This window comes from Corynebacterium sp. HMSC06C06 (assembly GCF_001807295.1).
GTDB lineage: Bacteria > Actinomycetota > Actinomycetes > Mycobacteriales > Mycobacteriaceae > Corynebacterium > Corynebacterium striatum.
Genome location: NZ_KV788498.1, coordinates 15,386 through 38,601, shown reverse-complemented (window position 1 = coordinate 38,601; position 23,216 = coordinate 15,386). Strand labels below are relative to the sequence as shown.

The following is a 23,216-nucleotide window of genomic DNA, read 5'->3' as shown; positions in this document are numbered from 1 at the left end:
AATGGCAGTTAGTGACTTGACCGTCCCCGGCCGCACCTTGGTCATGGGAATCGTGAACGTCACCGAAGATTCTTTTTCCGACGGCGGGCGCTGGATCGACGTCGATGCCGCGCTCGCGCATGCTCACGAGCTGGTCGCCGCGGGCGCTGACATGATCGACGTCGGCGGCGAATCCACCAGGCCGGGAGCGGTGCGTGTGGAGGAGGACGTCGAGAAGCAGCGCGTGGTTCCGGTGATCCGTGCGCTCCACGAAGAGGGAATCAAGACCTCCGTCGACACCATGCGCGCTTCCGTGGCCAGTGCCGCGGCCGAGGCCGGCGTAGACCTCATCAATGATGTCTCTGGCGGCCTCGCGGATAAAGAGATGTACGCCGCGATGGCCGATTCCGGGCTGCCCGTGTGCCTGATGCATTGGCGCACCGTGCAGTTCGGTTCCGCGGCTGGTAGCGCCGACCACGGCGGTGACGTGGTGCGCGACGTGCACGAACGCCTGGCGCAGCTTTCCAGCGCCGCCCTTAAAGCAGGAGTTTCCGCAGACAACATCGTCCTCGATCCGGGCCTGGGCTTTGCCAAGACCCCGCAGGACAACTGGGCGCTGCTCAAAGCGCTCCCGAGCTTCCTTGAGGGCGAGTTCCCCATCCTGGTGGGGGCGTCGCGCAAGCGCTTCCTTGTTGCCATCCGCGAGGACCGCGGCGTGGAGTCCTCGCCGCTCCTGGCGGACCCGGCCACTGCTGCGGTGACCGCAATCTCTGCGCAGATGGGCGCGTGGGGCGTGCGCGTGCACGAGGTCGGCGTCTCCCGTGACGCCGTGGACGTGGCCGCCGCCTGGAACGCCGGTCTGGAGTATTCTGGCGGGCTAAACGCCACGGGCAGTTACACCAATGGAAAGGGCAACTGATGGCAGATCGCATTGAACTCACCGGCCTCGAATGCTTTGGCTACCACGGGGTCTTCCCGGAGGAAAAGCGTGAGGGCCAGCCCTTCATCGTGGACGTGACCTGTTGGACGGAATTCCCCACCACCGATGACTTGGCGGGCACGGTTAATTACGCAGAGCTTGCCGACGTCGCGGCCACCATCGTGGAGGGCCCGTCCCGGGACCTCATCGAGACCGTGGCCAACGAGGTCGCGGACACCATCATGCACCGATTCGACCTGCTGCACGCGGTAGAGGTGACCATCCATAAACCGAAGGCGCCGATTCCGCGCACCTTCGCTGACGTGGCTGTTGTGGCACGGCGTTCCCGAAAGAAGATGGGCTGATGCGCGCGGTATTATCGATTGGCTCCAACATGGATGACCGCCGCGCACTGTTGCAGACGGTCTTTGACGAGTTCGCGGAAGAGACCGTCGCGGCCTCGCCCGTGTACTCCACACCGCCGTGGGGAGTGGAGGACCAAGACGAGTTTCTCAATGCAGTGCTCATCGTGGAGGTGGATTCCACACCGATGGAGTTGCTGCGCCGCGGGCAGGGCCTGGAACAGGCTGCGGAGCGCGTGCGCGTGCGGCACTGGGGTCCGCGCACGCTCGACGTTGATATCGTGCAGGTAGACGGCATTACTTCCGAAGACCCGGAACTGACCCTCCCGCACCCTTTTGCCCACGAGCGCGCTTTCGTTCTGGTGCCGTGGTTGGCCGCGGACCCTAAGGCCCGCTTGGGCGATACTGCCGTGGCTGATCTCATCGCAGGGCTCGACCCGCATGAGGTGGAGCAGGTGAAACCGCTATGAAGCGGACGTCGATTGGCTGGCTCGTGGGCACTGGTCTGTTTGTTGCCGCAGCGGCAGCTATCCTGACCACCCGCTTTTACGGTTCCATGTTGGCCATTCCGGCCACGGTGTCTATTTCGTTGTGGGCCATGGCGTTAGTGTGTGCGTTCCTGACGTGGAAAGTGCGAAGCGCCAAGGAAGACGAGCATGGGATTGGACTGGACAAATCGCAGCTCAACCCGCTGACCATCGCGCAGTTCCTGCTGGTGGGTAAGGCCTCGGCGTGGACGGGTGCCATCGTCGGCGGTGCTTATGCGGGCATGCTGGTTTATGTGCTCCCGCGCGCGGGCGAACTGGTAGCCGCGTCGAGTGACTTGGCTGGGGTTCTCACCTCGGCGCTGGGCGGCATGGCGTTGTCCGTGGCAGGAGTGGTTTTGGAACGCCATTGTGAGGTCCCGCCCGACGCGCTGGGGAATACTTAGTAAGTCTTTTTCAGCTACGGAATGTAGATTAGTGGGCATGACTGCTCCGAACCCTAATGCTATAAATTCCGCGCCGAAGAAGGCAGATGCTGGTTCTATCGGACTCATTGTCCTAGTGATTCTGGCCGTCATCGCTAGCATGGTCATGCTGATTTCGGGTTCTGCGAGCGCATTGAAGCTGGCGCTCATCGCGGCGTTGTGGGCTGCGGTCTTGGGCTTCTTCTTGGTGGTTCGTTACCGCCGCGAGGCAGCCGAGTCTGCGGCGTTGCTGGAGGCGGAGCGCTCACGTCAGCCTGCGCCGGTGCAGCAGGACTCCGACATCATGGAGGAGATCCGCCGCGAGCTGTCCTCCATTCGCGCCCAGATCGAGGAGCTGTCTGGCCGCGAGTTCACTTATGAGCCGGCCGCGCTGCACGCAGAGGCCCGCCGCATCATGGAGCTGGAGGAAAAGACCCGCGAGCCGGAGGTCAACTTCACCCAGGCTTCCAAGGGCGCACCTACTGCCGACGCCGTCGCTGGTCGCCTTGGCTCGCAGCCATCCGCGCCGCGCACGCCGCAGCACAATCCGCTTGACGACATCATCGCGCAGCGAGTCCAGCAGCGAAATGAACAAAAGGCGCCCGCCCAGCAGCCGGTGCCGCCCCAGACCGCGCCGAAGCAGCACTTCCCGGCGGGCCAGTCCGCGCAGGTCTCGCCGCAGTCCACATTCGACACTGCTTCCTTCCAAACCGTCCGCTGGGACGGCCAGCAGTCCACCCACGCTAAGCCGGAAGCGCCCGCGCCGCAGCGCAGTTGGCAGCAAGCGACGTCGGAAAGCCAGCAGCCTAAGCCAGCGAGCCATAAGCACCGCGCCCCAGAGCAGACCGAGTCCCGTGGACGCCGCCGCAGCGACGAGCGGCGCGAGGGCGCTGTCTCCGTGGCGGAGCTCATGGCGGCGATGAAAAAGAAGAAGTAGATGCGCGCCCCGCGGATGCGCGTGGCGGTCTTCGGCACGTCTAATGCCGGCCGTTTGCTCGCCGTCGAAATGCGAACGGCGGGCCACACCGTCGAGGCGCTTAGCGACCTTAGCGAACTGGGCAACTACCAGGCCCTCATCGTCGCTGTCGGGGACGCGCGCCTTGCACAGGCAGTGGACCTTCTCGAGGGCTACGTGCACAAAGGTCTCATCGTCTTCCACACTTGCCTCTCCCGCGGCGTGCAGGTGCTTGACCCGCTAGAGACCAAGGGCTGCGTCGTGGCCGCAGTCGCCCCATACTCGGCGGAGCGCTGGGCAGTGACCACTGTCGACGAGCTAGGGGAGACCGTCGCCGAGCTGGTCTTGGGGGAGGCGCAGTTCACGGCGGCGTCGTTTAGCGATATCGAAAGGCCCGCCCTCGCCGCCCGCGTGTACTATGCCCAAATGCTGACTCTTCTCGCGGTTGACGCCAACGCGGACGTCTTTGGCGACGGGGCCGATGTCACGGCCGCCCACGGCGACGCACTGACGGCACTCGAAAGCTCCGAGGTCATCGCCGCGTTCCGCAGCCTCGAGGAGCCCGGCATGCGCCGCGCCTACCTCGAAGCCGCCCGCCGCATGGGCGAGGTCTATCACCGCGAAGAACTAGAAATGTGGGCACTACAGGAGGAAACCCGATGAACGTCGTCGAGGACATTGACCGCATCCGCATGGTGGGCAGCGCCTACCGCAAGACCGGCCGCCGCGTCGTTCTCGTGCCGCTGGGCAAGGGCGTGCACGCGGGCCACCTCGCCCTCATTCAGGCCGCCCGTCGCATCCGCGGTGCCGTTGTGGTCGTCGCGCTCAGCGACCTTACCGATGTGGATGTGCTGGGGGAAGTGGACGTCGTCTGGCATGCCCCCGCTACGCCCGAGCGCACACGCGTCGTCCCGCAATTTCACGGCATGGAGGACGTGAGCGCAGAACTGACCCGCATCGTGGGGCTCATCGGTGCACTTGCGCCAAGCGACGTCGTCATGGGCGAGAAGGACTACGAGCTCCTCGTGGCCACGCAGCAGGCGTGTACGGACCTGCACCTTGGCGTGCGCGTGCAGGGCGTGCCGGCCGTGCGCATGGCGGACGGCGTGGTGATGAGCCTGCGCAATGCCGACGTGGCGCCGGAAGCCCGCGAGCAGGCGAGCGCCCTGTCCGCCGCCCTGACCGCCGGTGCTTATGCCGCGGAGGCGGGCGCCGAGAAGGTGCTGGAGGTCGCCAGCGAGGTGCTGAGCGCCGCGGGCGTGGAGCCGGAGTACCTGGAGCTGCGTGGACGCGACCTCGGCGAGCCGCCCGCGGAGGGGGACGCGCGCCTTTTCGTCGCCGCCACCCTGGGTGGAGTGCGCTTGATTGACAGCGTGGGCCTGCCGCTGGGTATCGGTTTCCGCAATTTGGACAATCAAGACAGCTAGTCTGGAATCCATGAAGATTGGATTCCTTGGCGCGGGCGCCATCGGTGGATATTTTGGCGGCATTCTCGCGCAGGCAGGCCATGAGGTGGGCTTTGTGGCCCGGGGCGAGACGCTGCAGACGCTGCGCACCACGGGTCTGACGCTTATCGACGCCGACGACAAAGAAACTATCCTCCCCGGCCTGCTGGTGGCGGAGACCTTCGCGGAACTCAAGGATCTGCTTGGCGGGCTCGACGTGGCGATTATCGCCTCGAAGGCGCTACCGGGTAACGCGACTTTCGGCCCGGACCCGGAGTCATTGGCGGGGATTCCCGTGGTGACGACCCACAACTCCGTGGAGATTCCCTACCTTGCCGCGGATCTGTTCGGGGAGGAGAATGTTCTGGCCGGCGTCGCCCGCGTGTACGCCACCCGCTTGGGTGCGGCGAAGGTCAAGCGCAATCCCGGTCCGCTGTCGCTGGCGTTTGGGCCGATGGTGCCGGGTACGCTGCCGCAGGGCCAAGCGCTTGCCAGCGCCCTCAACGACGCCGGCGCCCGCGGCAAGTTCCACCCCACACCGTTGGTGGATGTGTGGGCCAAGGCAATGTTTGTGACCACCACAGGAACGCTGGGCGCGCTGGTGGATAAGCCGATCGGCTATCTCTGCAAAGAGATTCCCGAGCAGCTGGAGGCGTTTATGCGCGAGGTGGAGAACGTGGGCCGCGCCATGGGCGTGGAGCTGCCAGAGAAGGTGGTCGAAGAAACCATGGGCTTTGCCCGCCAGCAATACCCGGAGGCCACCTCTTCCATGCAGCGCGACATCAAGGATCGCCTGCCTAACGAACTCGACGTGCAGGTGGGCGCCATTCGCCGCATGGGCCAGCGCGCTGGAGTTGTGACCCCGCTCTTCGACTTTGCTCAGGACGTGTTGGAGGCCCAGCTCCGCAACTAGCGCGCCCGCCCTCAGTAAGCAAATACCCAAGCCTGGAATTGCACCCCTGGAAACCCAGACCTCCTGTTCGCGGTGCGCTGTTACTATTCGCGGTCGGACCGCGACCTTGAGGTCTTGGTAACCAGGCCTGGGTAAATGGAAAGTGGTGGAGTAGCGGCGAGGTAGTGCGCGCCACAAATGCAAATGGTGAGGTCACCCCATAACCACTGAGACGTGTGTTGGCCAGTGTGATTATTGTTGGGTGACCTCACCATTGCGTCCTCACCATTTAGGTTCGCGGTGTCCAAATGGTGAGGACGCTGCGCAAGTGGTGAGGACGCGGTGCGAAGCCGGGCTAGCAGCTCCTAGTTGACGCCAATTTTGCCGTCCTTCTTCCACACCACAACCACTGCCGGGCGTGGGGTGGACTTGCCACCGTCAGGCCAGTGCGAGGTGGCGGCCTCGAAGGTGGCGTCGTCAGCTTCGCCTGGGTGCTGGACGTTGACCATCACTCGGTCGTCGTCCACGATGGGGCCGCAGGTCTCCGCGCCAGCCGGCACGGTGAGGAAGCACTTGAGCTCGCCGCGGGTCTCGCCCTCGGTGGTCACGGCGTAGAGGCCGTCGTTGGAGTCCAGCGCGTTGCCGTCGGTGGAAATCCACAGGTTGCCGTGGTTGTCGAAGGCCAGGTTATCCGGGCAGGAGATTGGGGAAACCTTGGACTTGTCGAAGCCGCCGAAGTAGGTGTTAGCCACCTTCGGATCGCCGCAGACCAGGAAGAGGTTCCAGGTGAATTCCTCGCCCGCGTGGTCGTCCTCGATTTCCATGACCATGCCGTTCTTGTTCTCCTTCACGGGAGCCCATTCCTTGACATCTTCCTTGTTCTTCTTGGCGTTCTCGCCGGTGGCCCCGCGGTAGGAGTTGTTAGTCAGGGCAACGTAGACCTTGTGGCTATCCGGGTGGACCTGGACATCCTCGGGGCGGTCCATCTTGGTGGCGCCCACCTTGTCGGCGGCCTCGCGGGTAAATACGGCGACCTCTTCGGCGCTGAAGCCGTCAACGTGGGAGGTAAACTTGTTGTTCTCGGTGTCGGAAGTCAGCAGCTTGACCCACTTGCCCTTACCGTCGAACTTGCCGTCCTCCGGCAGGACGCCGGAGCCGTCGATTTCCTCGGCAGGCGAGTTGCCCTCGAGGACCGCCACGTACAGGGTGCCGTGGTCCAGTATGGAAAGGTTGTGCTCGAGGTTGCCCTCCTCAAACTTCTTGGTGGAGATGAACTTGTAGATGTACTCGAAGCGGGAGTCGTCGCCGGAGTAGCACACGACGGTGCCGTCCTCAGCGATGTGAATGTTGCCGGCCTCGTGCTTGAAGCGGCCGAGGGCGGTGTGCTTGATCGGCGTGGATTTCGGATCCAGCGGGTTGATCTCAACGACCCAGCCGAAGCGGTTCGGCTCGTTCGGCTCCTTGGAGCAGTCGAAGCGGTCGTCGAAGCGCTCCCACTTGCGGTCGGTCTCTTTGTCTTTGATGCCGAAGCGCTCGAGGGACTTCTTGGCTTTCTCATCTTTGATGTCGCCAGCAGCGAAGTACTGGTCAAAGTTCTCCTCGCCGGAGAGCATGGTGTTCCACGGGGTCACGCCACCGGAGCAGTTGTTCAGGGTGCCCAGGACGGTCTCGCCCTTGGGATCGGCCGTGGTCTTGACCAGGCTGCTGCCCTTCGCCGGGCCGACGAGCTTAAACGGGGTCGTGGCGGTGATGCGGCGGTTGAGTGGGCCGAACTCGCGCTTGAGCTCACCGGTGCCCTCGACCTTGGAGACCTCCAGAATGGTGTGGCCGTGGCCAGCCCAGCCGATCTTGACCTGCTCTTCTGTAGGGTTGTCCGCGTCGTAGTTCGGGAACATCATCGGCTCGGTGGTGTACTCGTGGGAGCACATGTAGACCATGCGGGAGTCGTCGGAAGGGTGCTCGATGAGGCCCGCGAAGTCGTTGTTGAAGCCGAACTGCTTCTCGGCATCGGCTGCGGTCTGCTTGTTGACGTCGAACTTTGGAGCACCCTCGATGACTGGGTCGCCCCATGCGATGAGCACGGACTGCTCGTAGCCGGCAGGGATGACGACCTCGTCCTTGGTGTTGGGCTGGACGGCGTCGAAAAGCATGCCCTGTGCGGAGGTCAACTCCACCTTGGCGTCGGAAGTCTTGCCGCCGCCCGCAGCGGTGGAGGAGCCAGCAGCAGAATCGGTGGAGGAAGGCGAGCACGCTGCAAGCGCCGCGGAGCCGCCGACGGCGACCACGGTCAGGCCGCCGGCGCGCAGGGCGGTGCGGCGGGAGATTTGGTCGCCGAAGTATTCGTTATCAGAGGTGTTTTCGCATTCACCCAAGCAGGCGTTGCCGCACTTATAGGTGCAGGTAAGGCTTGAACGGGAGGAAGTAAAACGGGAAGGAAGTAGATTCTTACCGAGTAGTGCCATGCTGAGTGCTCCTAGGTCATGGGGGGATTTTGCCAAGGAGCTATGTAAGTCCATGAATATGACAAGGCTATGTACTCGGAATGTCATTTGAATGAACTATTCGTTAAGGGGTGTGCGCCGCGCGCTTGACGACGCCCCACCGAAAGCCATCTCCTCAACATAGGACCTCACCTTGCTATGGGCTATTCTTGTCAGCGTGAGTGAGCAGAAGAATTCCCCCGAAGTAAACGACGTACCCGAGCAGCTGCGCATCCGCCGAGAAAAGCGCGAGCGCCTGCTGGACTCCGGCGTTGAGGCCTATCCAGTAACCGTCGACCGTACGATCTCCATGCGCGACCTGCGCCACGAGTTCCAGGTCGTTGCTGAAGGCGAGGAGCCTGGAACCGAGGAAGGCGTTACCTACCTCACCGCGGGCGAGGAGACTGATACTGAGCACGCCATCGCCGGCCGCCTCATCTTCATGCGCAACACCGGCAAGCTGTGCTTTGCCACCCTGCAGGACGGCGACGGCACCCAGGTGCAGGCAATGCTTTCCTTGGCTGAGGTCGGCGAGGAGCAGCTCGCTGCCTGGAAGTCCGACGTGGACCTGGGTGACTTTATCTCCGTGCGCGGCCGCGTCATCGCTTCTCGCCGCGGCGAGCTGTCCATCATGGCTACCAAGTGGACCATGGCCGCAAAGTCGCTGCGCCCGTTGCCGGTTGCCTTCGCGGACATGAATGAAGAGACCCGCGTGCGCCAGCGCTACAACGACCTCATCGTGCGCGAAGAGGCCCGCAAGAACGCGATGACCCGCGTGAAGGTCATGCGCGCCCTGCGCAACTACCTGGAGGACCAGGGTTTCGTGGAGATCGAGACCCCGATGCTGCAGACCCTGCACGGTGGCGCGGCTGCTCGCCCGTTCGTCACCCACTCCAACGCGCTCGACATTGACCTCTACCTGCGTATCGCGCCGGAGTTGTACTTGAAGCGCGCCGTCGTCGGCGGCATTGACCGCGTCTTCGAGATTAACCGTAACTTCCGCAACGAGGGTGTCGACCGCTCGCACTCCCCAGAGTTCGCCATGCTCGAGACCTACGCCGCATGGGGCGACTACAACGACTGCGCCCGCACCACCCGCGAGTCCATCCAGGCGGTTGCTCAGGCGGTCTTCGGTTCCCACAAGGTCACCTTGGCCGACGGTACCGAGTACGACTTCGGCGGCGAAGAGTGGCCGGAGATCGAAATGTACCCGTCCCTCAACGAGGCCCTGCAGCGCAAGTTCCCAGGCCAGCCTGAGGTCACTATCGACACCGACGTTGAGACCCTCAAGGGCATCGCCGACGTCATCGGCCTCGACGTCCCGAAGAACGGCGGCTGGGGCCACGGCAAGCTCGTTGAGGAGATCTGGGAGGTGCTCTGCGAGGATCAGCTCGAAGGCCCAATCTTCGTCAAGAATTTCCCGGTCGAGACCTCCCCGCTGACCCGCCAGCACCGCTCCATCCCGGGCGTTACCGAGAAGTGGGACCTCTACGTCCGTGGCTTCGAGCTGGCCACCGGCTACTCCGAGCTGGTTGACCCGGTCATCCAGCGCGAGCGCTTCGAGGATCAGGCTCGTCTGGCCGCCGGCGGCGACGATGAAGCCATGGTGCTCGACGAGGACTTCCTGGCCGCCATGGAGCAGGGCATGCCTCCGACAGCCGGTACCGGCATGGGCATGGACCGCCTGCTCATGGCCCTGACCGGCCTGGGTATTCGCGAGACGGTCCTCTTCCCAATCGTGAAACCGGAAAAGTAGACGGCCTTAGCAGGTTGGAATCTCGGCTGCGGATTCCGAGTTACCCCGATAAAAGACGGCATAGTCGGTGTGCTTGTCGGCGGGGTAAAAGCCGGTGAGGTCACCGGAGTTGGAAGTGTCTTTGCTCACAAACCCGATCTTGAACTTACGAAGTGGCGGGCGTGTCACCTAACGTGACACTTCGTGTCTCAAGAATCTAATAATGCAGCTAGTTCGAATCGTCTGTCCCGCGACGTAGTTATCAACCTCTCGATTTTGGTCCTAGGGGCCATGATCATGATTCTCAATGAGACTTCCTTGTCTGTCGCCTTGCCCGCGATCATGGCGGACTTCAGTATTCCTGCCACCTCTGCGCAGTGGTTGACTACCGGTTTCATGCTCACCATGGGCGTGACTATCCCGACGACGGGTTTCTTGCTCGAGCGTTTCACAACTCGCCAGATTTTCCTCGCCTCTACCGGGATGTTTCTTGCCGGTACAGTCATTGCAGCGCTGGCACCAGTCTTCATCGTCTTGCTTGCTGGCCGCGTGGTGCAGGCTGCCGGCACAGCATTGATGATTCCGACGCTGATGACAGTAGCGATGACGCTAGTGCCACCACAGCGACGTGGCTCAGTAATGGGAATTATCTCTATTGTCATCTCGGTTGCACCAGCCCTAGGTCCGACGGTTGGTGGCGCAATCCTCAATGCCTTGAGCTGGCACTTCATCTTCTGGGCAATGGTTCCCTTGGTGGCTTTCATTCTGTTTGCCGGTGCGATCAAGCTGGTTAACGTGGGCGAGAACCGCAACACCCCGTTGGATCCATTTTCTGTAGTACTTTCGGTCCTAGCTTTCGGAGGTTTGGTGTATGGCCTTTCCTCCATCGAGAAGATGCTCGAAGGAAAGGGCATGGTGGAGATCATCGTTTCGGTGGTCGGCGTCGTAGCGCTCATCATCTTCACCCGCCGTCAGATGAGCCTGGCAAAGGATAATCGTGCGCTGTTGGATCTGCGCCCGTTCCGCGTGCGCAACTACACCATCGCGGTGGCCATCATGCTCATCTCATTCGGTCTGATGCTGGGCTCAGTGACGGTGCTGCCTATTTACCTCCAGACCTCCGTGGGTGTTTCCGCCCTAGTGACGGGCCTTGTGGTGATGCCCGGCGGTTTGTTGCAGGGCATCATCTCTCCGTTCGTGGGCCGTATTTTTGACGCGCGTGGTCCGCGGCCGCTGATGATTCCGGGCGCTATCCTGCTGGTTGCGGGCCTGGGCTTGATGGCGACTCTCGACGCCGATTCCCAGGTGTGGATGGTTGTTGCCATGCACGTCACCTTTGCCTTGGGCATGGGTTTGATGATGACGCCGCTGATGACCACGGCTTTGTCTTCGCTGCCGCATGAGCTTTACTCGCATGGCTCGGCGATCATGAACACCCTGCAGCAGCTCGCGGGCGCGACGGGAACAGCTTTCTTGGTTGTATTCCTGACTCGTGGCACCGTGGCCGGCATGCAGTCGGGAATGGACGAGGCCGCCGCGATCGCGCAGGGCGCCCACTGGGCTTTCCTGTTCGCCGGCGCGGCGTCGATTGTGGTGCTCGTGCTGGCGCCGCTGCTGCGTCCGGTTCCGCAGGACTAACAGGGGGAGAGGAACTCTGCGCGGGTGGAGAGGATACGCGGGTTGCCACCCAGGCGGGAAGCAGCGTAGCACAGCGCATCGGTGTCGAAGCCATAGTCGATGACCACCGGGTAGACCTTGCCCTCTGCTACCTCGCCGCGTAGCGACGGGCAGATTCCCGGGTTGTAGTACTCCGCGCCGGGGTTGTTAGCAACAGATCGTTGGATTTGCGGAAGGGCCTCTGCGGGGCTGTTGGCCACGACGGAATCGACGATCAGCACGCCGCGGCCGTCGCAAGCAACGGCGGAAGGATTAAATCCAGCAGGTGAGTCCGAGCTGGAATCTTTAGTTGCAGGCGCCGTGTATTCCTGCGTGACCGTCTGCTCCACGGTCTTGGTCATGGTTGCAGCTTCTTTAGATTTCTCGCTCTCAGTGCGTTGGCTGTTTTCTGGATTCTCATCCTCTTGCGCGGTGCTCCCAGTTGCAGGGGCTTCGGCAAGTGGGGCTAGCTGGGACTGCGCATTTTCTTTGGCACCGCCCAGCATTCGCATGGCCAGAACACTGCCGCCAACCAGTGCAATTAGTGCTAGGACTGCGACGGCAATCGCGATGTAGATGCTCTTGTTTTCCTGCGAATTATCCATGGCCGCTGCTCCTTTAGGCGCACAATTGCATCTTTAGGCGCGCGTTTTCCGCCTCTGTGCCCCAGATAATGAAGGCGGACTGGGTGCCAGGTACTGCCATGTAATAGGTCGGCTCCTCGGCGTTCGGGGCTTCGAAGCTCTGGATGGTGCACTGGCCATTGGAAAGCTCGGTTGGATCAGGAGGCAGGATGGCGTCGCGGGCTTCCACGGATTCGTAGGAGGCGACGGCATAGCTTAAGTCGTCGCCCTCACAGGTGATCTTCGCCAGCTGGCCTTCCTCCGGCTCGCGGTGGTGGCACTTGGTATCGCCGTAGCCGGAGGTGCCGCTGCGCGAGCCCAGCAGTCCAGGGTAGGCCTCTGCGAGGTTGCTTTCATCATCGTTCCAGCCCGGGTACTGCTTGAAGAAGAAGATGCCGGCGGCGGCGAGAACGACCACTGCCAGTGCGGCGCATAGCGCGATGAGGCCGGTCTTCTTGCCAGAGCCGGACTTCTTTTCTGCAACCGGTGCAGCAAATCCCGCACCGTTTGGTTGGCCCTGCATCTGCCCCTGCGGCTGGCCTTGCTGGAACCCCTGCTGGTACTGGCCTTGCTGCATCATCGGCTGCTGCTGCGGCATGTACTGCGGTGGCATCTGCTGCTGCGGGGCCTGCTGCGCTGGCTGAGGCTGCGTCTGCGGGTGGGTTTGCTCGCGGGGTGCCGCAGCTTGCGGGCTGGCGAACTGGGAAGCAAAACCTGCGGCTGCGGCACCAGCTGCTCCCGCTGCAGCGGTGCCGGTGGAAGTAGAGGCGTTACGCAGGGCGTCGATAACCGTGCCAGCTGAGTTGAACTGGGAATTTGGCTTGAACTCCGGATGTGCAGACTTAATGAGCTCCGCAAAGCGCTGCGTGACCTGCTCAGCGGTGACGTTGCCCACGCCCGGGCCTGCCGCACACAGCACCGCATTGCTGCGCGAACCCGTAACCATGATGCGGCGTGGATGCAGCGCATGCATGGCAAAGCCCGTCTGGTTGTTCTGCAACAGGTAATCCACTGCCTCGGACAAAGGAGTAAAAACTGAAAGCGCCTCGGTCTTGGTGAGGTGCTGCGCGCCTAGGCCAGAGCCGGTGAAGGTAGAAAGTGGCTCGCCGGAAAGTGCGGCGCGCACCAGAAAGTCCTGGCCCTTTTCTGTGGTTCCGGTGCCGACGAGCGGGGCGATGGAGCGATGGTGGACGTCGGCAAGCGCGGAGGCTTGCTTAACCGCACCGCGGTGGTTGGCCTCAAAAAGCTCGACCGTCATTGGCTTATTAGAGGAGTCCACGACACCGAAAAGCGTGGAGACCGGGGATTCGTCCATTATGGAAAGCTGACGGAGTTGATGCTGAGTAGAGAAGAACTCAGGGAGCTTTTTCACAGGGATTCATCCTTTTGAATAATGGTTTTGGGCCTTTTCGCATTTAAGAGTAATGGCAACCGAGTCAAACTCCAGTAGCGAGGTGTAAAGAAACCTTCTGAAAGGCCTGTTCGCTACCGGCGTACAGTGTCCTGAGCTGGGAAAAGGTGCCTTCTGGAGAGTTGGTTCTAAAAACCGTGAATTGCATGTCCAGTCGGCGCGTTAGAGTGGGTGAAACATTATTAGCGAAAGCATAGAGGTATAAGGCAATGTTCGAGAGGTTTACCGACCGTGCCCGCCGCGTCATCGTCCTGGCGCAGGAGGAAGCACGCATGCTCAACCACAACTACATCGGCACCGAGCACATTTTGCTCGGCCTCATCCACGAGGGTGAAGGCGTTGCCGCCAAGGCACTGGAGTCCATGGGCATCTCGCTTGAGGACGTCCGCCGCGAAGTAGAGGAAATTATCGGTCACGGCTCCCAGCCACACACCGGTCACATTCCGTTTACACCGCGCGCGAAGAAGGTGCTGGAGCTTTCCCTACGTGAGGGCCTGCAGATGGGCCACAAGTACATCGGTACTGAGTTCCTGCTGCTGGGCCTCATCCGCGAGGGCGAGGGCGTGGCAGCGCAGGTACTTATCAAGCTTGGTGCTGACCTGCCGCGCGTTCGTCAGCAGGTTATCCAGCTGTTGTCTGGTTACGAGGGCGGCAATGGTGAAAACGACGGCCAGTCCCAGGGCGGGCCAGTCGGTGCTGGTGCCGGCGCGGGCGCAGGCCTGGGTGGCCGCACCGCACCGTCCGGCGCGGGCGAGCGCTCCAATTCCTTGGTTCTTGACCAGTTTGGTCGCAACCTGACCCAGGCCGCCAAGGATGGCAAGCTCGATCCAGTTGTGGGCCGCGATTCCGAGATTGAGCGCATCATGCAGGTGCTCTCCCGCCGTACCAAGAACAACCCGGTTCTCATTGGTGAGCCTGGTGTTGGTAAGACCGCAGTTGTGGAGGGCCTGGCTCTCGACATCGTTAACGGTAAAGTCCCTGAGACCCTCAAGGACAAGCAGCTGTACTCGCTTGACCTTGGTTCTTTGGTTGCGGGTTCCCGCTACCGTGGTGATTTCGAGGAACGCCTGAAGAAGGTCCTCAAGGAGATTAACCAGCGCGGTGACATCATCCTGTTTATCGATGAGATTCACACCCTGGTTGGCGCAGGTGCAGCAGAGGGCGCAATCGACGCCGCTTCGCTGCTGAAGCCGAAGTTGGCCCGCGGTGAGCTCCAGACCATCGGTGCTACCACCTTGGACGAGTACCGCAAGCATATTGAGAAGGATGCCGCGCTGGAGCGTCGTTTCCAGCCGGTCAAGGTCGACGAGCCTTCCCTGGATGACACCATCCTCATCCTCAAGGGCCTGCGCGATAAGTACGAGGCACACCACCGCGTTTCTTACACTGACGAGGCTCTGAAGGCTGCGGCCTCCCTGTCTGACCGCTACATCAATGACCGCTTCCTGCCGGATAAGGCCGTTGACCTCCTCGATGAGGCTGGTGCCCGCATGCGCATTAAGCGCATGACTGCTCCGGAAGGCCTGCGTGAGGTCGATGACCGCATCGCTGAGGTCCGCCGCGAGAAGGAAGCGGCTATCGACGCCCAGGACTTCGAGAAGGCAGCCGGCTTGCGCGACAAGGAGCGCAAACTCGGTGAAGAGCGCGCTGAGAAGGAAAAGCAGTGGCGCTCCGGCGACCTCGAGGAAATCGCTGAGGTCGGCGAGGAACAAATCGCTGAGGTCCTGGCACACTGGACCGGCATCCCTGTGCTCAAGCTGACGGAGAAGGAATCTTCCCGCTTGCTGCACATGGAAGATGAGCTGCACAAGCGCATCATTGGTCAGGACGAGGCAGTCAAGGCAGTGTCCCGCGCCATCCGCCGTACCCGCGCAGGTCTCAAGGACCCGCGTCGTCCTTCCGGTTCCTTCATCTTCGCCGGTCCGTCCGGTGTTGGTAAGACGGAACTTTCGAAGTCCCTGGCTAACTTCCTGTTCGGCTCTGATGATGACCTCATCCAGATCGACATGGGCGAGTTCCACGACCGCTTCACCGCATCCCGTCTCTTCGGTGCCCCTCCGGGATACGTTGGCTACGAAGAGGGTGGCCAGCTGACGGAGAAGGTTCGCCGCAAGCCATTCTCCGTGGTTCTCTTCGACGAGATTGAGAAGGCCCACAAGGAGATTTACAACACCTTGCTGCAGGTTCTCGAGGACGGCCGCCTTACCGACGGCCAGGGTCGCATCGTGGACTTTAAGAACACGGTCCTGATTTTCACCTCAAACCTGGGTACGCAAGATATCTCTAAGGCTGTGGGCTTGGGCTTTAGCGGTTCCTCCGAAACGGATAGCGATGCTCAGTACGAGCGCATGAAGAATAAGGTCAACGACGAGCTGAAGAAGCATTTCCGCCCAGAGTTCCTCAACCGTATCGACGAGATTGTGGTCTTCCACCAGCTCACTCAGGAGCAGATCGTTGAGATGGTCGAGCTGCTCATTGGCCGTGTGGAAAAGCAGCTGGCAGAGCGCGACATGGGCATCGAGCTGACCCAGAAAGCTAAGGATCTACTGGCAAAGCGCGGATTCGATCCAGTCTTGGGTGCTCGTCCGCTGCGCCGTACCATTCAGCGCGAGATTGAGGATCAGCTCTCCGAGAAGATCCTCTTCGGTGAAATCGGTGCTGGTGAAATCATCACCGTTGACGTGGAGAACTGGGACGGCGAGTCCAAGGACAACGCTTCTGCGACCTTTACCTTCAGCCCACGCCCGCGTCCGTTGCCGGAGGGCACGTTCGAGGAGGAACTCGAGGATGCCGAGGTACGCGAGGCTGACGAGGAGCTCGTGGCAGAGCAGAACGACAGTCCTGATTCCATCACCAGCGATGTCTTGCCAGACCCAACCGACGATGATAACCCGCCAGCTGCCGGTGCTGGCCAGCCTATCTAGGCTGAACTAGACGTGGTGCCGCCCTTTGCGGGCGGCACCTTTGTCGTTTTCCCGGGGCAGCCAACTGCGCAGCCGCCCTAATTGCCAAATTGTGCCGAAAAATCAGACATTTCCGCCCACAATTTGGCAGTTGGGCTCATCTGGCGCCGACCAAGCCACCACTTCCCAAGGGGCAAGGGAAAGAACGCGATACAAAAAGCAGAACCTAGAGGCAGTTGGTGGGAGCAGGGACGTCGTTGAAACGCGCCATCAAGTAGTCCAAGCCGCGCGGTACGGAAGTCATCATCGGGCCAGCGTGGCCCAGGCCCGTACCGTTGATGAAGGTGACGGCCGGGGCCGCCTCAAACTGGACGGCGCCGCCCATGCGGCAGTACTGGCCAGCCATGGTGCGTGCCTGCTCGTAAGGGATGAGGTCATCGGTAGGGGAGTTGGCCACCAGAATCGGGCCAGTCACCGGGTGTTTGCCCAGCTTTTGCTCCTCCAGCACGCGTGCGGCGGCCGGCTCGCGGGAAACGAGGTGGGCGAAGGACTCACCAGTCTTGGTTAGTTGGGAGGTGCGCGTAAAGCCCCAAGTGGCCATGGAATCACCGATGCAGGCGTCCGCGGCCGAACGCAGGAAGTGGATGCCGCGCTCGTTGAACTGCGGAATGATCGCGTTATAAAACTCCGGGCTGCGCTCCGCGAAGCCGTTGATGGCGTATCCCAAGACGTGGACGATACTCGAACCGTCCACCGCGTTCATCACCGAGAGCAGGTCAGCCGGCGGGGCGCCAGCGTAGGTTCCCTTGATGTTGAGCTCGGGCGCATAGAGCGCCGCATACTCCGCCGCGGCCGCAGCAGCGCCGCCGCCCTGTGAGTAGCCTGCAAAGCCCACCGGGGAGGTCAAAGGCGCGCCGGAGAGCGCAAGGCCGGCGCGGGCGGCGTCGAGAACCGCGTGCGCTTGCTCAATGTTGTTGACATAAGAGTGGTGCCCAGGCGTGCCCAGCCCGATGTAGTCCGTGACCACCACGCGGATCCCGTGCTCAGCGGCTTGCTGGAAGAAAGGGTACTCATAGTTCATGTTCAACGTGGGCTGGCCGGCTGGGCCAAAAGCCAGGTTGCCCACCTGGCTGCCGGAGCGCGACGGCGCGCACTGGTCACCCTGGCCGCGCGTGCCCGGCGCGAACACGATGGTGGGGCGCTCGCCCTTGCCAGTCCACGGGCGCTGCGGCTCAAACACGGTTCCCGTCACCGGGGTGGCCACGCCATCGGAGCGGGTCGAGCCGTAAGTGAAGGTGGTGGCGCGCGCACCCGTGGCAGACGACATCTGCGCTACCGGATGGCTCGCAGGGCGAGAGTCCATGACGGTGCCCGCGCCAGGCGCATTCACGCCAGGATTCGCCGGCGCTGAGACCGCACCGGTGTCTGCGGCGACGCCAGTGACGTCGGAGGTGTCCTGCGCTGGTTCGACGCCGAGTGCAGCAGGAACGGGGACGCTAAGGGCGGCGGTGAGTACCGCGGCCGCGATGAGACGAGGGAACTTCACGCACTAAACTCTAGCTGCCAGCGCAACTGGGGGTGCGCTAAAATTTGTCACCATGGGCATTCAATACCGTTCACGCAAGAAAACCGGCAAGAATAGCTGGATTAATATCTCCGGCTCCGGGGCATCCATGTCCACCAAAGTTGGGCCCGTGACCTTCAATTCCCGCGGCGGCATGTGGATCAACCTGCCCGGTGGCCTGAACTTCCGGGGTCGCTGGCGCTAAAGACCAGCGTTTTAGCCATGCGAGAGCCAACTCCTGACTATGTCCGGATGGGCATCGAAGCCGACGTAATTCTGCGCTTGGGCATGTTGCTCATGGGCGCAGGTACGTCCGGCTACCGCGTGCTGCGCGGCATGAAGCGCGCGGCCCGTGCCCTGGGTTTTGACCGGCTCGACGCCAACGTGGGCGTTACGCAGATTACCTGCACCTTCCACAAGGGCCGCGCATTTCGCACGGTGGTGGCGCAGCAGCATTCGCCGGCTGTCGACGCCTCCCGCATCGAGGCCCTCGAGGACCTCACCCACCATCGGCTGTATGCCGGCATTACCGCTGAGGAACTCGATGCTTTCCTCGACGACATCGAATCGCACGTCGTCAAGCGCTGGAACGGCTGGGTCCTGGCTAGCGCTGCGGGCGTGGCCTGCGCTTCCTTCGCGGTTCTTAACTACTTCCAGTCTTATGTAGTGCTGCTGGTTGCCTTGGCCGCGTTCTGCGGGCAGTTCACCCGCTGGGCCTTGCATCACAGGCATGTGCACCAGCTGGGTTGCATCGTTGCCGGCGGTGCGGTCTCGAGCATGGTCTACTTCCTCACCACGGAGGCCCTCGCGCTCATCGGCTGGGCGGATCCCGCCGAATTCTCTTCGGGCTACGTGGCGGCGGTGCTATTCCTCATACCAGGTTTCCCGTTGTTCTCCGCCATCATCGATTTGGCCCGTTTCGACTTCGACGCCGGCATGGCGCGCCTGAGTTACTCGCTCACCGTCATCATCGCGGCCACGTTCACAGTGGCCATGGTCAGCTGGTTCACCGAACTGACCCCAATCCCGCCTGCCCCAGCTCCTGACGCCACCTGGTACGCCGCCGCGGTAGTCGCCAGCTTCTTAGGCATCGCCGGCTTTGCGTTCCTGTTTAACTCCTCGCGCCGCATGGTGCTGGCCGCGGCACTCGTGGGCACGGTGGCGAACATGGCGCGCCTTGGCATTTTATCGCTGGGCACCACGAGCTACTTCGCGGCATTCGTGGGCGGCGTCATCATCGGCCTGCTGGGCGCGCAGGTGGCTCGCAAGATGCATCTGCCGCGCATTACCACCACGGTCCCCGCCGCTGTCATCATGATTCCCGGCACCGCGATGTTCCGCGCGGTATTCCACCTTAACGCGGGCAACATGGACCAGTCGCTTTCGAACCTCGCCACCGCGACGATGGTCGTCATGTCCATCGGTTGCGGCCTCGTCTTTGCCCGCCTGCTCTCCGACCGGGATTGGGCGCTTGGCAGACTCATCGACTTCAGCCGCCCGCCGCACGACTCTAGGTACTAGAGCGTATTAAGCCGGCAAGTGGAACAGGCCCTGGGAATCTTGCTCCGCGAGGCCGTCGTTAAGCAGCGATGCCAAAGCCCTGGAACGCTGCGCTGCGTCAGGCCACACCACGTCGATGGAACTTTGCGGCACCGGCCCCGATGCCCCGCGCAGCACGTCGAGGATGAGCCCGCGCACTTGGCGGTCGGTTCCCTTGAACTTCTGTATGCGTTTCTTTGCGCGCGCGAGCTCCTCCTCGCTGGGCTGCGGGCAGCCCGCCAGTTGCCACGCGCAGCCCGTGCGCAGCGGGCACTCCTCGCACTTCGGCGACTTCGCCGTGCACACGAGAGCCCCGAGCTCCATCAACGCGGCGGAAAAGCGTGGGCCATTTACCGCGGGTAGGAGTTCCTCCACCTGCGCCAACTCCTTCTTGGACGGTTGCGGCTGGAGGAACTGCCCATCCACGGCGCGGGCGTAGACGCGGCGCACGTTGGTGTCCACCACCGGCACGTTGCGCCCGTAATGGAAGCACGCCACGGCCCGCGCGGTGTACTCGCCGATGCCGGGCAGGGCCAGCAGCTTGGCGACGTCGCTTGGCACCGGAGCCTCACCAATCTCCTGCGCGCACTCCCATAAGCGCAGCGCGCGGCGGGGATAGCCGAGCTTGCCCCAAGCGCGCAGGACCTCAGCGCGGGAGGCCGCGGCGAAGTCCGCCGGGGTGGGCCAGCGCTCCATCCATTCCTCCCATACCGGAGCCACACGCGCGACGGGCGTTTGCTGGCTCATGACCTCGCTGAGCAGAACGCCCCACGCGGAGGTCCCGGGGCGTCGCCAAGGCAGCGGGCGTTCGGCGGAGTCGAACCATGTGAGGAGGGCGGCGGTATCAATCATCGGGAATCAGTGTAGGGCAGCGGTGGTAGGGGACTACAGTTAGTGACATGCCACTTTCTAAAGTTCCACAAGATCCACAAAAGGTTTGGGAAGCTCTGCAAGCGGGCAACCAGCGCCTAGTAACCGGCAACGTCATCTCCGTCAACGATGACGCCCACATTCGTGCCGGGCTCACCAAGGGCCAGGATCCGCGCGTCATCGTGCTTTCGTGCTCCGACTCGCGCGCCCCTATTGAGCACGTATTCAACATTGGCTTTGGTGACGCCTTCGTCATCCGCACCGCCGGTCACATCCTTGATAACGCGGTACTGGCTTCGTTGGATTACGCCCTGGAGAATCTGAACGCCAACTTGCTCGTGGTCATGGGCCACCAGTCCTGCGGCGCGGTTGCTGCGGCTTCCGCGTTCCTCAACGGCGACATGAATCTGCCGACCGGCCTGCAGCGCCCAATCATTGAGAAGGTAGCTGCGTCTGCGCTGCAGTCGCGCCGTGAGGGCCGCGACTCCACTCCGGATTTCGAGCGGGAGAACACTGCACAGACGGTTTCACAGATCATCGCGGATGTGCCTGCGGCCCGCCGGCTTCTCGACGCCGGAACCCTCGGCGTCGTGGGCTTGCGCTATCTGCTGGAGGATTCCAGTGTGGAGACCGTAGTACTGCACGGTGTGCAGTAGCTTAGTGCTGCACTCGCTCTCTCCCCAGTTGAGTCCCGCCATTTAGTCAGACACGCGGCGAGGGTTAGTGCAGGTTAGGGGCGTGGCCCCTTAAAATCAAGAACGTGACTGAGAACCGACGCAACCCGCTGCCCCAAGAGATCTACATGCGCCGCCGAGTGGCCGCGCTGATTGGACTCCTGGTTGTCGTGGGCCTGCTCTTGTGGGCTGCGACCTCGATGTTTGGCGGCTCGGATGAATCGGTTCCGGCGGCTTCGACAAGTGCACGTGGCTCCGCAGCGGCGCCGGAGACGAAGGCCACCTCGAAGGCGGAAAAGACCAGCGAGGCGACTAGCTCCAAGGAGTCGAGCACGCAGCCGGCCTCAGACAGCGCCACGGCATCGGCCACCAACCCGAGCGAGGAGCCGAAGAAAAACACGTGCGCTCTTGCAGACCTGCAACTGACGGGCTCTGTCAGCAAGCCAACCTATGGCCCGGGCGAGCAGCCGACTTTCTACATGGAGGTCAACAACCCCACGGCCGTCGACTGTGTCATTGATTTGGAAGCCGACACCATGCGCTTCGAAGTCTATGACTTGAAGACCAACCAGAAGATGTGGACCGACACCGACTGCTACCCGCCGGTCGAGGGGAAGACACAGACCTTCAAGCCGGGCGAGCCACGCAAGTTCGAAGCCGTGTGGTCGCGCAAGATGTCCCAGCCGGGCCAGTGCGTGGACCGTCAGGATTCGCCGGTGGGCGGATACTTCATGCACGTGGTCATCGGCGATAACGCAGCACCGGCTCAGACGTTCAACCTCGTGGATGCGAACGACGCTTAGCTCAGCAGTGCGATGGCCTCGCTGAGCGTAGCAGCCTGACGCACCCGAATCCCGGTGGCATCTACCTTGCCAGCCGGGACGATTGCGTTTTTATAGCCCAAGCGCGCGGCTTCGGCGAGGCGACGGTCCAGGTTTGGCACTCGGCGCAGCTCGCCGGCCAGGCCCACCTCGCCGATGACCACGGTCTTAGCCGGCAGCGGCTTTTCGTGTAGCGAAGACCACGTTGCTAGCGCCACCGCGAGGTCCGTGGCTGTCTCCTGAATGCGCACGCCGCCCACCGTGGCAACGTAAGCGTCCTTGTCATTGGTGCGCTGGCCCGCGCGTGCCTGCAGCACTGCTAGCACCATCGGTACACGGTTGGAGTCCAAGCCCGTGACCACCCTGCGTGGGTTCTTGGCCACAGGATCCACGGTCAGCGCCTGGACCTCCGCCAGGATGGGGCGAACGCCATCCATGGCCACGGTCACCGCTGAGCCATCGGGCGTGCTGCCGCGGTGCGAGAGGAAGAGCCCGGAAGGATCAGCGACCTCGCGGATGCCGCCGGAGGTCTGCTCGAAGCAGCCCACCTCATCGGTAGCGCCGAAGCGGTTCTTGATGCCGCGCAGCATGCGCAGGCTGGATTGGCGGTCGCCTTCGAAGTTGAGCACGACGTCGACAAGGTGCTCCAGCACGCGCGGGCCCGCCACGTTGCCGTCTTTGGTCACGTGGCCCACCAAGAGAACCGGAATGCCGGTGGACTTGGCTAAGGTGGTCAAAGCCGCGGTCACGGCCCGGGACTGTGCCACGCCGCCGGCCACGCCCTCGACGCCCGCGGCGTGCATGGTCTGCACCGAGTCTACGATGATGAGGCTGGGCTTGAGCTGCTCAACGTGTCCGAAGACTACATCCAGGTTCGACTCTGCGGCGAGATACAGCGTGTCATGCAGGGCGTCGGTGCGCTCGGCACGCGCACGCACCTGGCCCGCGGATTCCTCCGCCGTGACGTAGAGAGCCTTGCGGTCTAGCTGCGCCCAACGCGAGGCCACCTCCAACAAGAGCGTGGACTTACCCACGCCTGGCTCGCCCGCCATGAGCACCACCGAACCCGGCACAATGCCCTTTCCCAGCACGCGGTCCAACTCCCCGATGCCGGTGGTAATGGTCTTGGTAGCGCTTGCCCCAATCTTGGTGATGGGCTGCGCCGGGCTGCTGGGAGTAAGCCCCTTGACCATCTGCCCCGTCACGGCAGCCGAAGCCGCCGAGCCTGCCGACGCCGCGGGCGCCGACTCCTGGAGCGTGCCCCACGAGCCGCAATCTGGGCAGCGGCCAAGCCACTTGGGGGAGACGTAGCCACACTCAGAACAGGTGTGGACGGGACGGGACTTCTTTGCCATGCCAGTAACTCTAGGACACCCACCGGACACGTGTACCTACCCGCCCCAAACGCAAAGCCCCGCACTCGAAAGTGCGGGGCTTCG

The 23,216-nt window shown here is 62.7% G+C and carries 22 protein-coding genes; 15 read left to right on the top strand and 7 right to left on the bottom strand.

Annotated elements, in window-relative coordinates; translation table 11 throughout:
• Position 1: 1 nt before the first annotated feature.
• Genes folP through HMPREF3153_RS07880 form a run of 8 tightly spaced genes read left to right on the top strand, consistent with a single transcriptional unit; the run spans position 2 to position 5,522 of the window.
• A complete protein-coding gene (folP, locus tag HMPREF3153_RS07915) occupies positions 2–898 on the top strand; it encodes a dihydropteroate synthase (RefSeq protein ID WP_070420509.1) in 897 nt (298 codons plus the stop codon).
• On the top strand, positions 898–1,263 hold the full coding sequence (folB, locus tag HMPREF3153_RS07910; RefSeq protein ID WP_046646068.1) for a dihydroneopterin aldolase: 366 nt from the start codon (positions 898–900) through the stop codon (positions 1,261–1,263). Before folP ends, folB begins: the two co-directional genes overlap by 1 nt.
• A complete protein-coding gene (gene folK, locus HMPREF3153_RS07905) occupies positions 1,263–1,730 on the top strand; it encodes a 2-amino-4-hydroxy-6-hydroxymethyldihydropteridine diphosphokinase (protein ID WP_046646067.1) in 468 nt (155 codons plus the stop codon). Before folB ends, folK begins: the two co-directional genes overlap by 1 nt.
• Positions 1,727–2,191: a DUF3180 domain-containing protein gene (locus HMPREF3153_RS07900; protein WP_046646066.1), complete on the top strand. Its 465-nt coding sequence runs from the start codon at positions 1,727–1,729 to the stop codon at positions 2,189–2,191. Before folK ends, HMPREF3153_RS07900 begins: the two co-directional genes overlap by 4 nt.
• 37 nt (positions 2,192–2,228) lie before the next feature.
• Positions 2,229–3,146 (top strand): DUF6779 domain-containing protein, encoded by a 918-nt coding sequence (locus tag HMPREF3153_RS07895; RefSeq protein WP_070420561.1) that lies wholly within the window; start codon positions 2,229–2,231, stop codon positions 3,144–3,146.
• Positions 3,147–3,827, top strand: a complete 681-nt coding sequence (locus HMPREF3153_RS07890) for a 6PGD fold domain-containing protein (protein ID WP_083280975.1) — start codon at positions 3,147–3,149, stop codon at positions 3,825–3,827.
• Positions 3,824–4,591, top strand: coding sequence for a pantoate--beta-alanine ligase (locus HMPREF3153_RS07885; protein ID WP_005529858.1), 768 nt, complete (start codon positions 3,824–3,826; stop codon positions 4,589–4,591). The genes HMPREF3153_RS07890 and HMPREF3153_RS07885 overlap by 4 nt, the downstream gene beginning before the upstream one ends.
• Before the next feature lie 10 nt (positions 4,592–4,601).
• Complete coding sequence (locus HMPREF3153_RS07880; protein WP_070420508.1) at positions 4,602–5,522, top strand: 2-dehydropantoate 2-reductase; 921 nt, start codon at positions 4,602–4,604, stop codon at positions 5,520–5,522.
• 344 nt (positions 5,523–5,866) lie between these two features.
• Here the strand turns inward: HMPREF3153_RS07880 and HMPREF3153_RS07875 are convergent, their stop codons facing one another.
• On the bottom strand, positions 5,867–7,963 hold the full coding sequence (locus HMPREF3153_RS07875) for a PhoX family protein (RefSeq protein WP_070420507.1): 2,097 nt from the start codon (positions 7,961–7,963) through the stop codon (positions 5,867–5,869).
• Positions 7,964–8,159: 196 nt separating this feature from the next.
• On the opposite strand from HMPREF3153_RS07875, the gene lysS reads away from it, so the two are divergent.
• Entirely contained in the window at positions 8,160–9,737 is a 1,578-nt protein-coding gene (gene lysS, locus HMPREF3153_RS07870) for a lysine--tRNA ligase (RefSeq protein WP_049151422.1), read from the top strand.
• A gap of 6 nt (positions 9,738–9,743) precedes the next feature.
• On the opposite strand, the gene HMPREF3153_RS13140 is transcribed toward lysS, so the two are convergent.
• The gene (locus HMPREF3153_RS13140) at positions 9,744–9,866 is read right to left on the bottom strand and encodes a hypothetical protein (protein WP_256364737.1); all 123 of its coding nucleotides are present in this window, start codon (positions 9,864–9,866) and stop codon (positions 9,744–9,746) included.
• Positions 9,867–9,920: 54 nt separating this feature from the next.
• Here HMPREF3153_RS13140 and HMPREF3153_RS07865 point away from each other — a divergent pair, with 54 nt between their 5' ends.
• On the top strand, positions 9,921–11,354 hold the full coding sequence (locus tag HMPREF3153_RS07865) for an MDR family MFS transporter (protein WP_046646063.1): 1,434 nt from the start codon (positions 9,921–9,923) through the stop codon (positions 11,352–11,354).
• Here HMPREF3153_RS07865 and HMPREF3153_RS07860 read toward each other — a convergent pair.
• Together HMPREF3153_RS07860 and HMPREF3153_RS07855 are read right to left on the bottom strand one after the other, a co-directional pair.
• Positions 11,351–11,977, bottom strand: a complete 627-nt coding sequence (locus tag HMPREF3153_RS07860; RefSeq protein ID WP_046646062.1) for a hypothetical protein — start codon at positions 11,975–11,977, stop codon at positions 11,351–11,353. The two genes, HMPREF3153_RS07865 and HMPREF3153_RS07860, sit on opposite strands and share 4 nt — an antisense overlap.
• A gap of 13 nt (positions 11,978–11,990) precedes the next feature.
• Positions 11,991–13,367 (bottom strand): hypothetical protein, encoded by a 1,377-nt coding sequence (locus tag HMPREF3153_RS07855; protein ID WP_046646061.1) that lies wholly within the window; start codon positions 13,365–13,367, stop codon positions 11,991–11,993.
• A 248-nt stretch (positions 13,368–13,615) separates the two neighbouring features.
• On the opposite strand from HMPREF3153_RS07855, the gene HMPREF3153_RS07850 reads away from it, so the two are divergent.
• Positions 13,616–16,330 carry an ATP-dependent Clp protease ATP-binding subunit gene (locus HMPREF3153_RS07850; protein ID WP_070420506.1) on the top strand — a complete coding sequence of 905 codons (2,715 nt, stop codon included), beginning with the start codon at positions 13,616–13,618 and terminating at the stop codon, positions 16,328–16,330.
• A gap of 205 nt (positions 16,331–16,535) precedes the next feature.
• Here HMPREF3153_RS07850 and HMPREF3153_RS07845 read toward each other — a convergent pair whose 3' ends face one another.
• Positions 16,536–17,855 (bottom strand): lipase family protein, encoded by a 1,320-nt coding sequence (locus tag HMPREF3153_RS07845; protein WP_070420505.1) that lies wholly within the window; start codon positions 17,853–17,855, stop codon positions 16,536–16,538.
• A gap of 52 nt (positions 17,856–17,907) precedes the next feature.
• Here HMPREF3153_RS07845 and HMPREF3153_RS12475 point away from each other — a divergent pair, with 52 nt between their 5' ends.
• Positions 17,908–18,078 (top strand): DUF4236 domain-containing protein, encoded by a 171-nt coding sequence (locus HMPREF3153_RS12475; protein ID WP_005529875.1) that lies wholly within the window; start codon positions 17,908–17,910, stop codon positions 18,076–18,078.
• Positions 18,079–18,125: 47 nt separating this feature from the next.
• On the top strand, positions 18,126–19,394 hold the full coding sequence (locus HMPREF3153_RS07840) for a threonine/serine exporter family protein (protein ID WP_049159911.1): 1,269 nt from the start codon (positions 18,126–18,128) through the stop codon (positions 19,392–19,394).
• Between the two features lie 6 nt (positions 19,395–19,400).
• On the opposite strand, the gene HMPREF3153_RS07835 is transcribed toward HMPREF3153_RS07840, so the two are convergent.
• Positions 19,401–20,264: an HhH-GPD family protein gene (locus tag HMPREF3153_RS07835; protein WP_210385567.1), complete on the bottom strand. Its 864-nt coding sequence runs from the start codon at positions 20,262–20,264 to the stop codon at positions 19,401–19,403.
• A 47-nt stretch (positions 20,265–20,311) separates the two neighbouring features.
• Between HMPREF3153_RS07835 and HMPREF3153_RS07830 the strand changes: the two genes are divergently transcribed.
• Positions 20,312–20,938, top strand: coding sequence for a carbonic anhydrase (locus HMPREF3153_RS07830; protein WP_005529881.1), 627 nt, complete (start codon positions 20,312–20,314; stop codon positions 20,936–20,938).
• Between the two features lie 104 nt (positions 20,939–21,042).
• A complete protein-coding gene (locus HMPREF3153_RS07825; RefSeq protein ID WP_083280974.1) occupies positions 21,043–21,759 on the top strand; it encodes a hypothetical protein in 717 nt (238 codons plus the stop codon).
• Here HMPREF3153_RS07825 and radA read toward each other — a convergent pair.
• The gene (radA, locus tag HMPREF3153_RS07820) at positions 21,756–23,132 is read right to left on the bottom strand and encodes a DNA repair protein RadA (protein WP_070420504.1); all 1,377 of its coding nucleotides are present in this window, start codon (positions 23,130–23,132) and stop codon (positions 21,756–21,758) included. The genes HMPREF3153_RS07825 and radA overlap by 4 nt on opposite strands.
• Positions 23,133–23,216 lie beyond the last annotated feature (84 nt).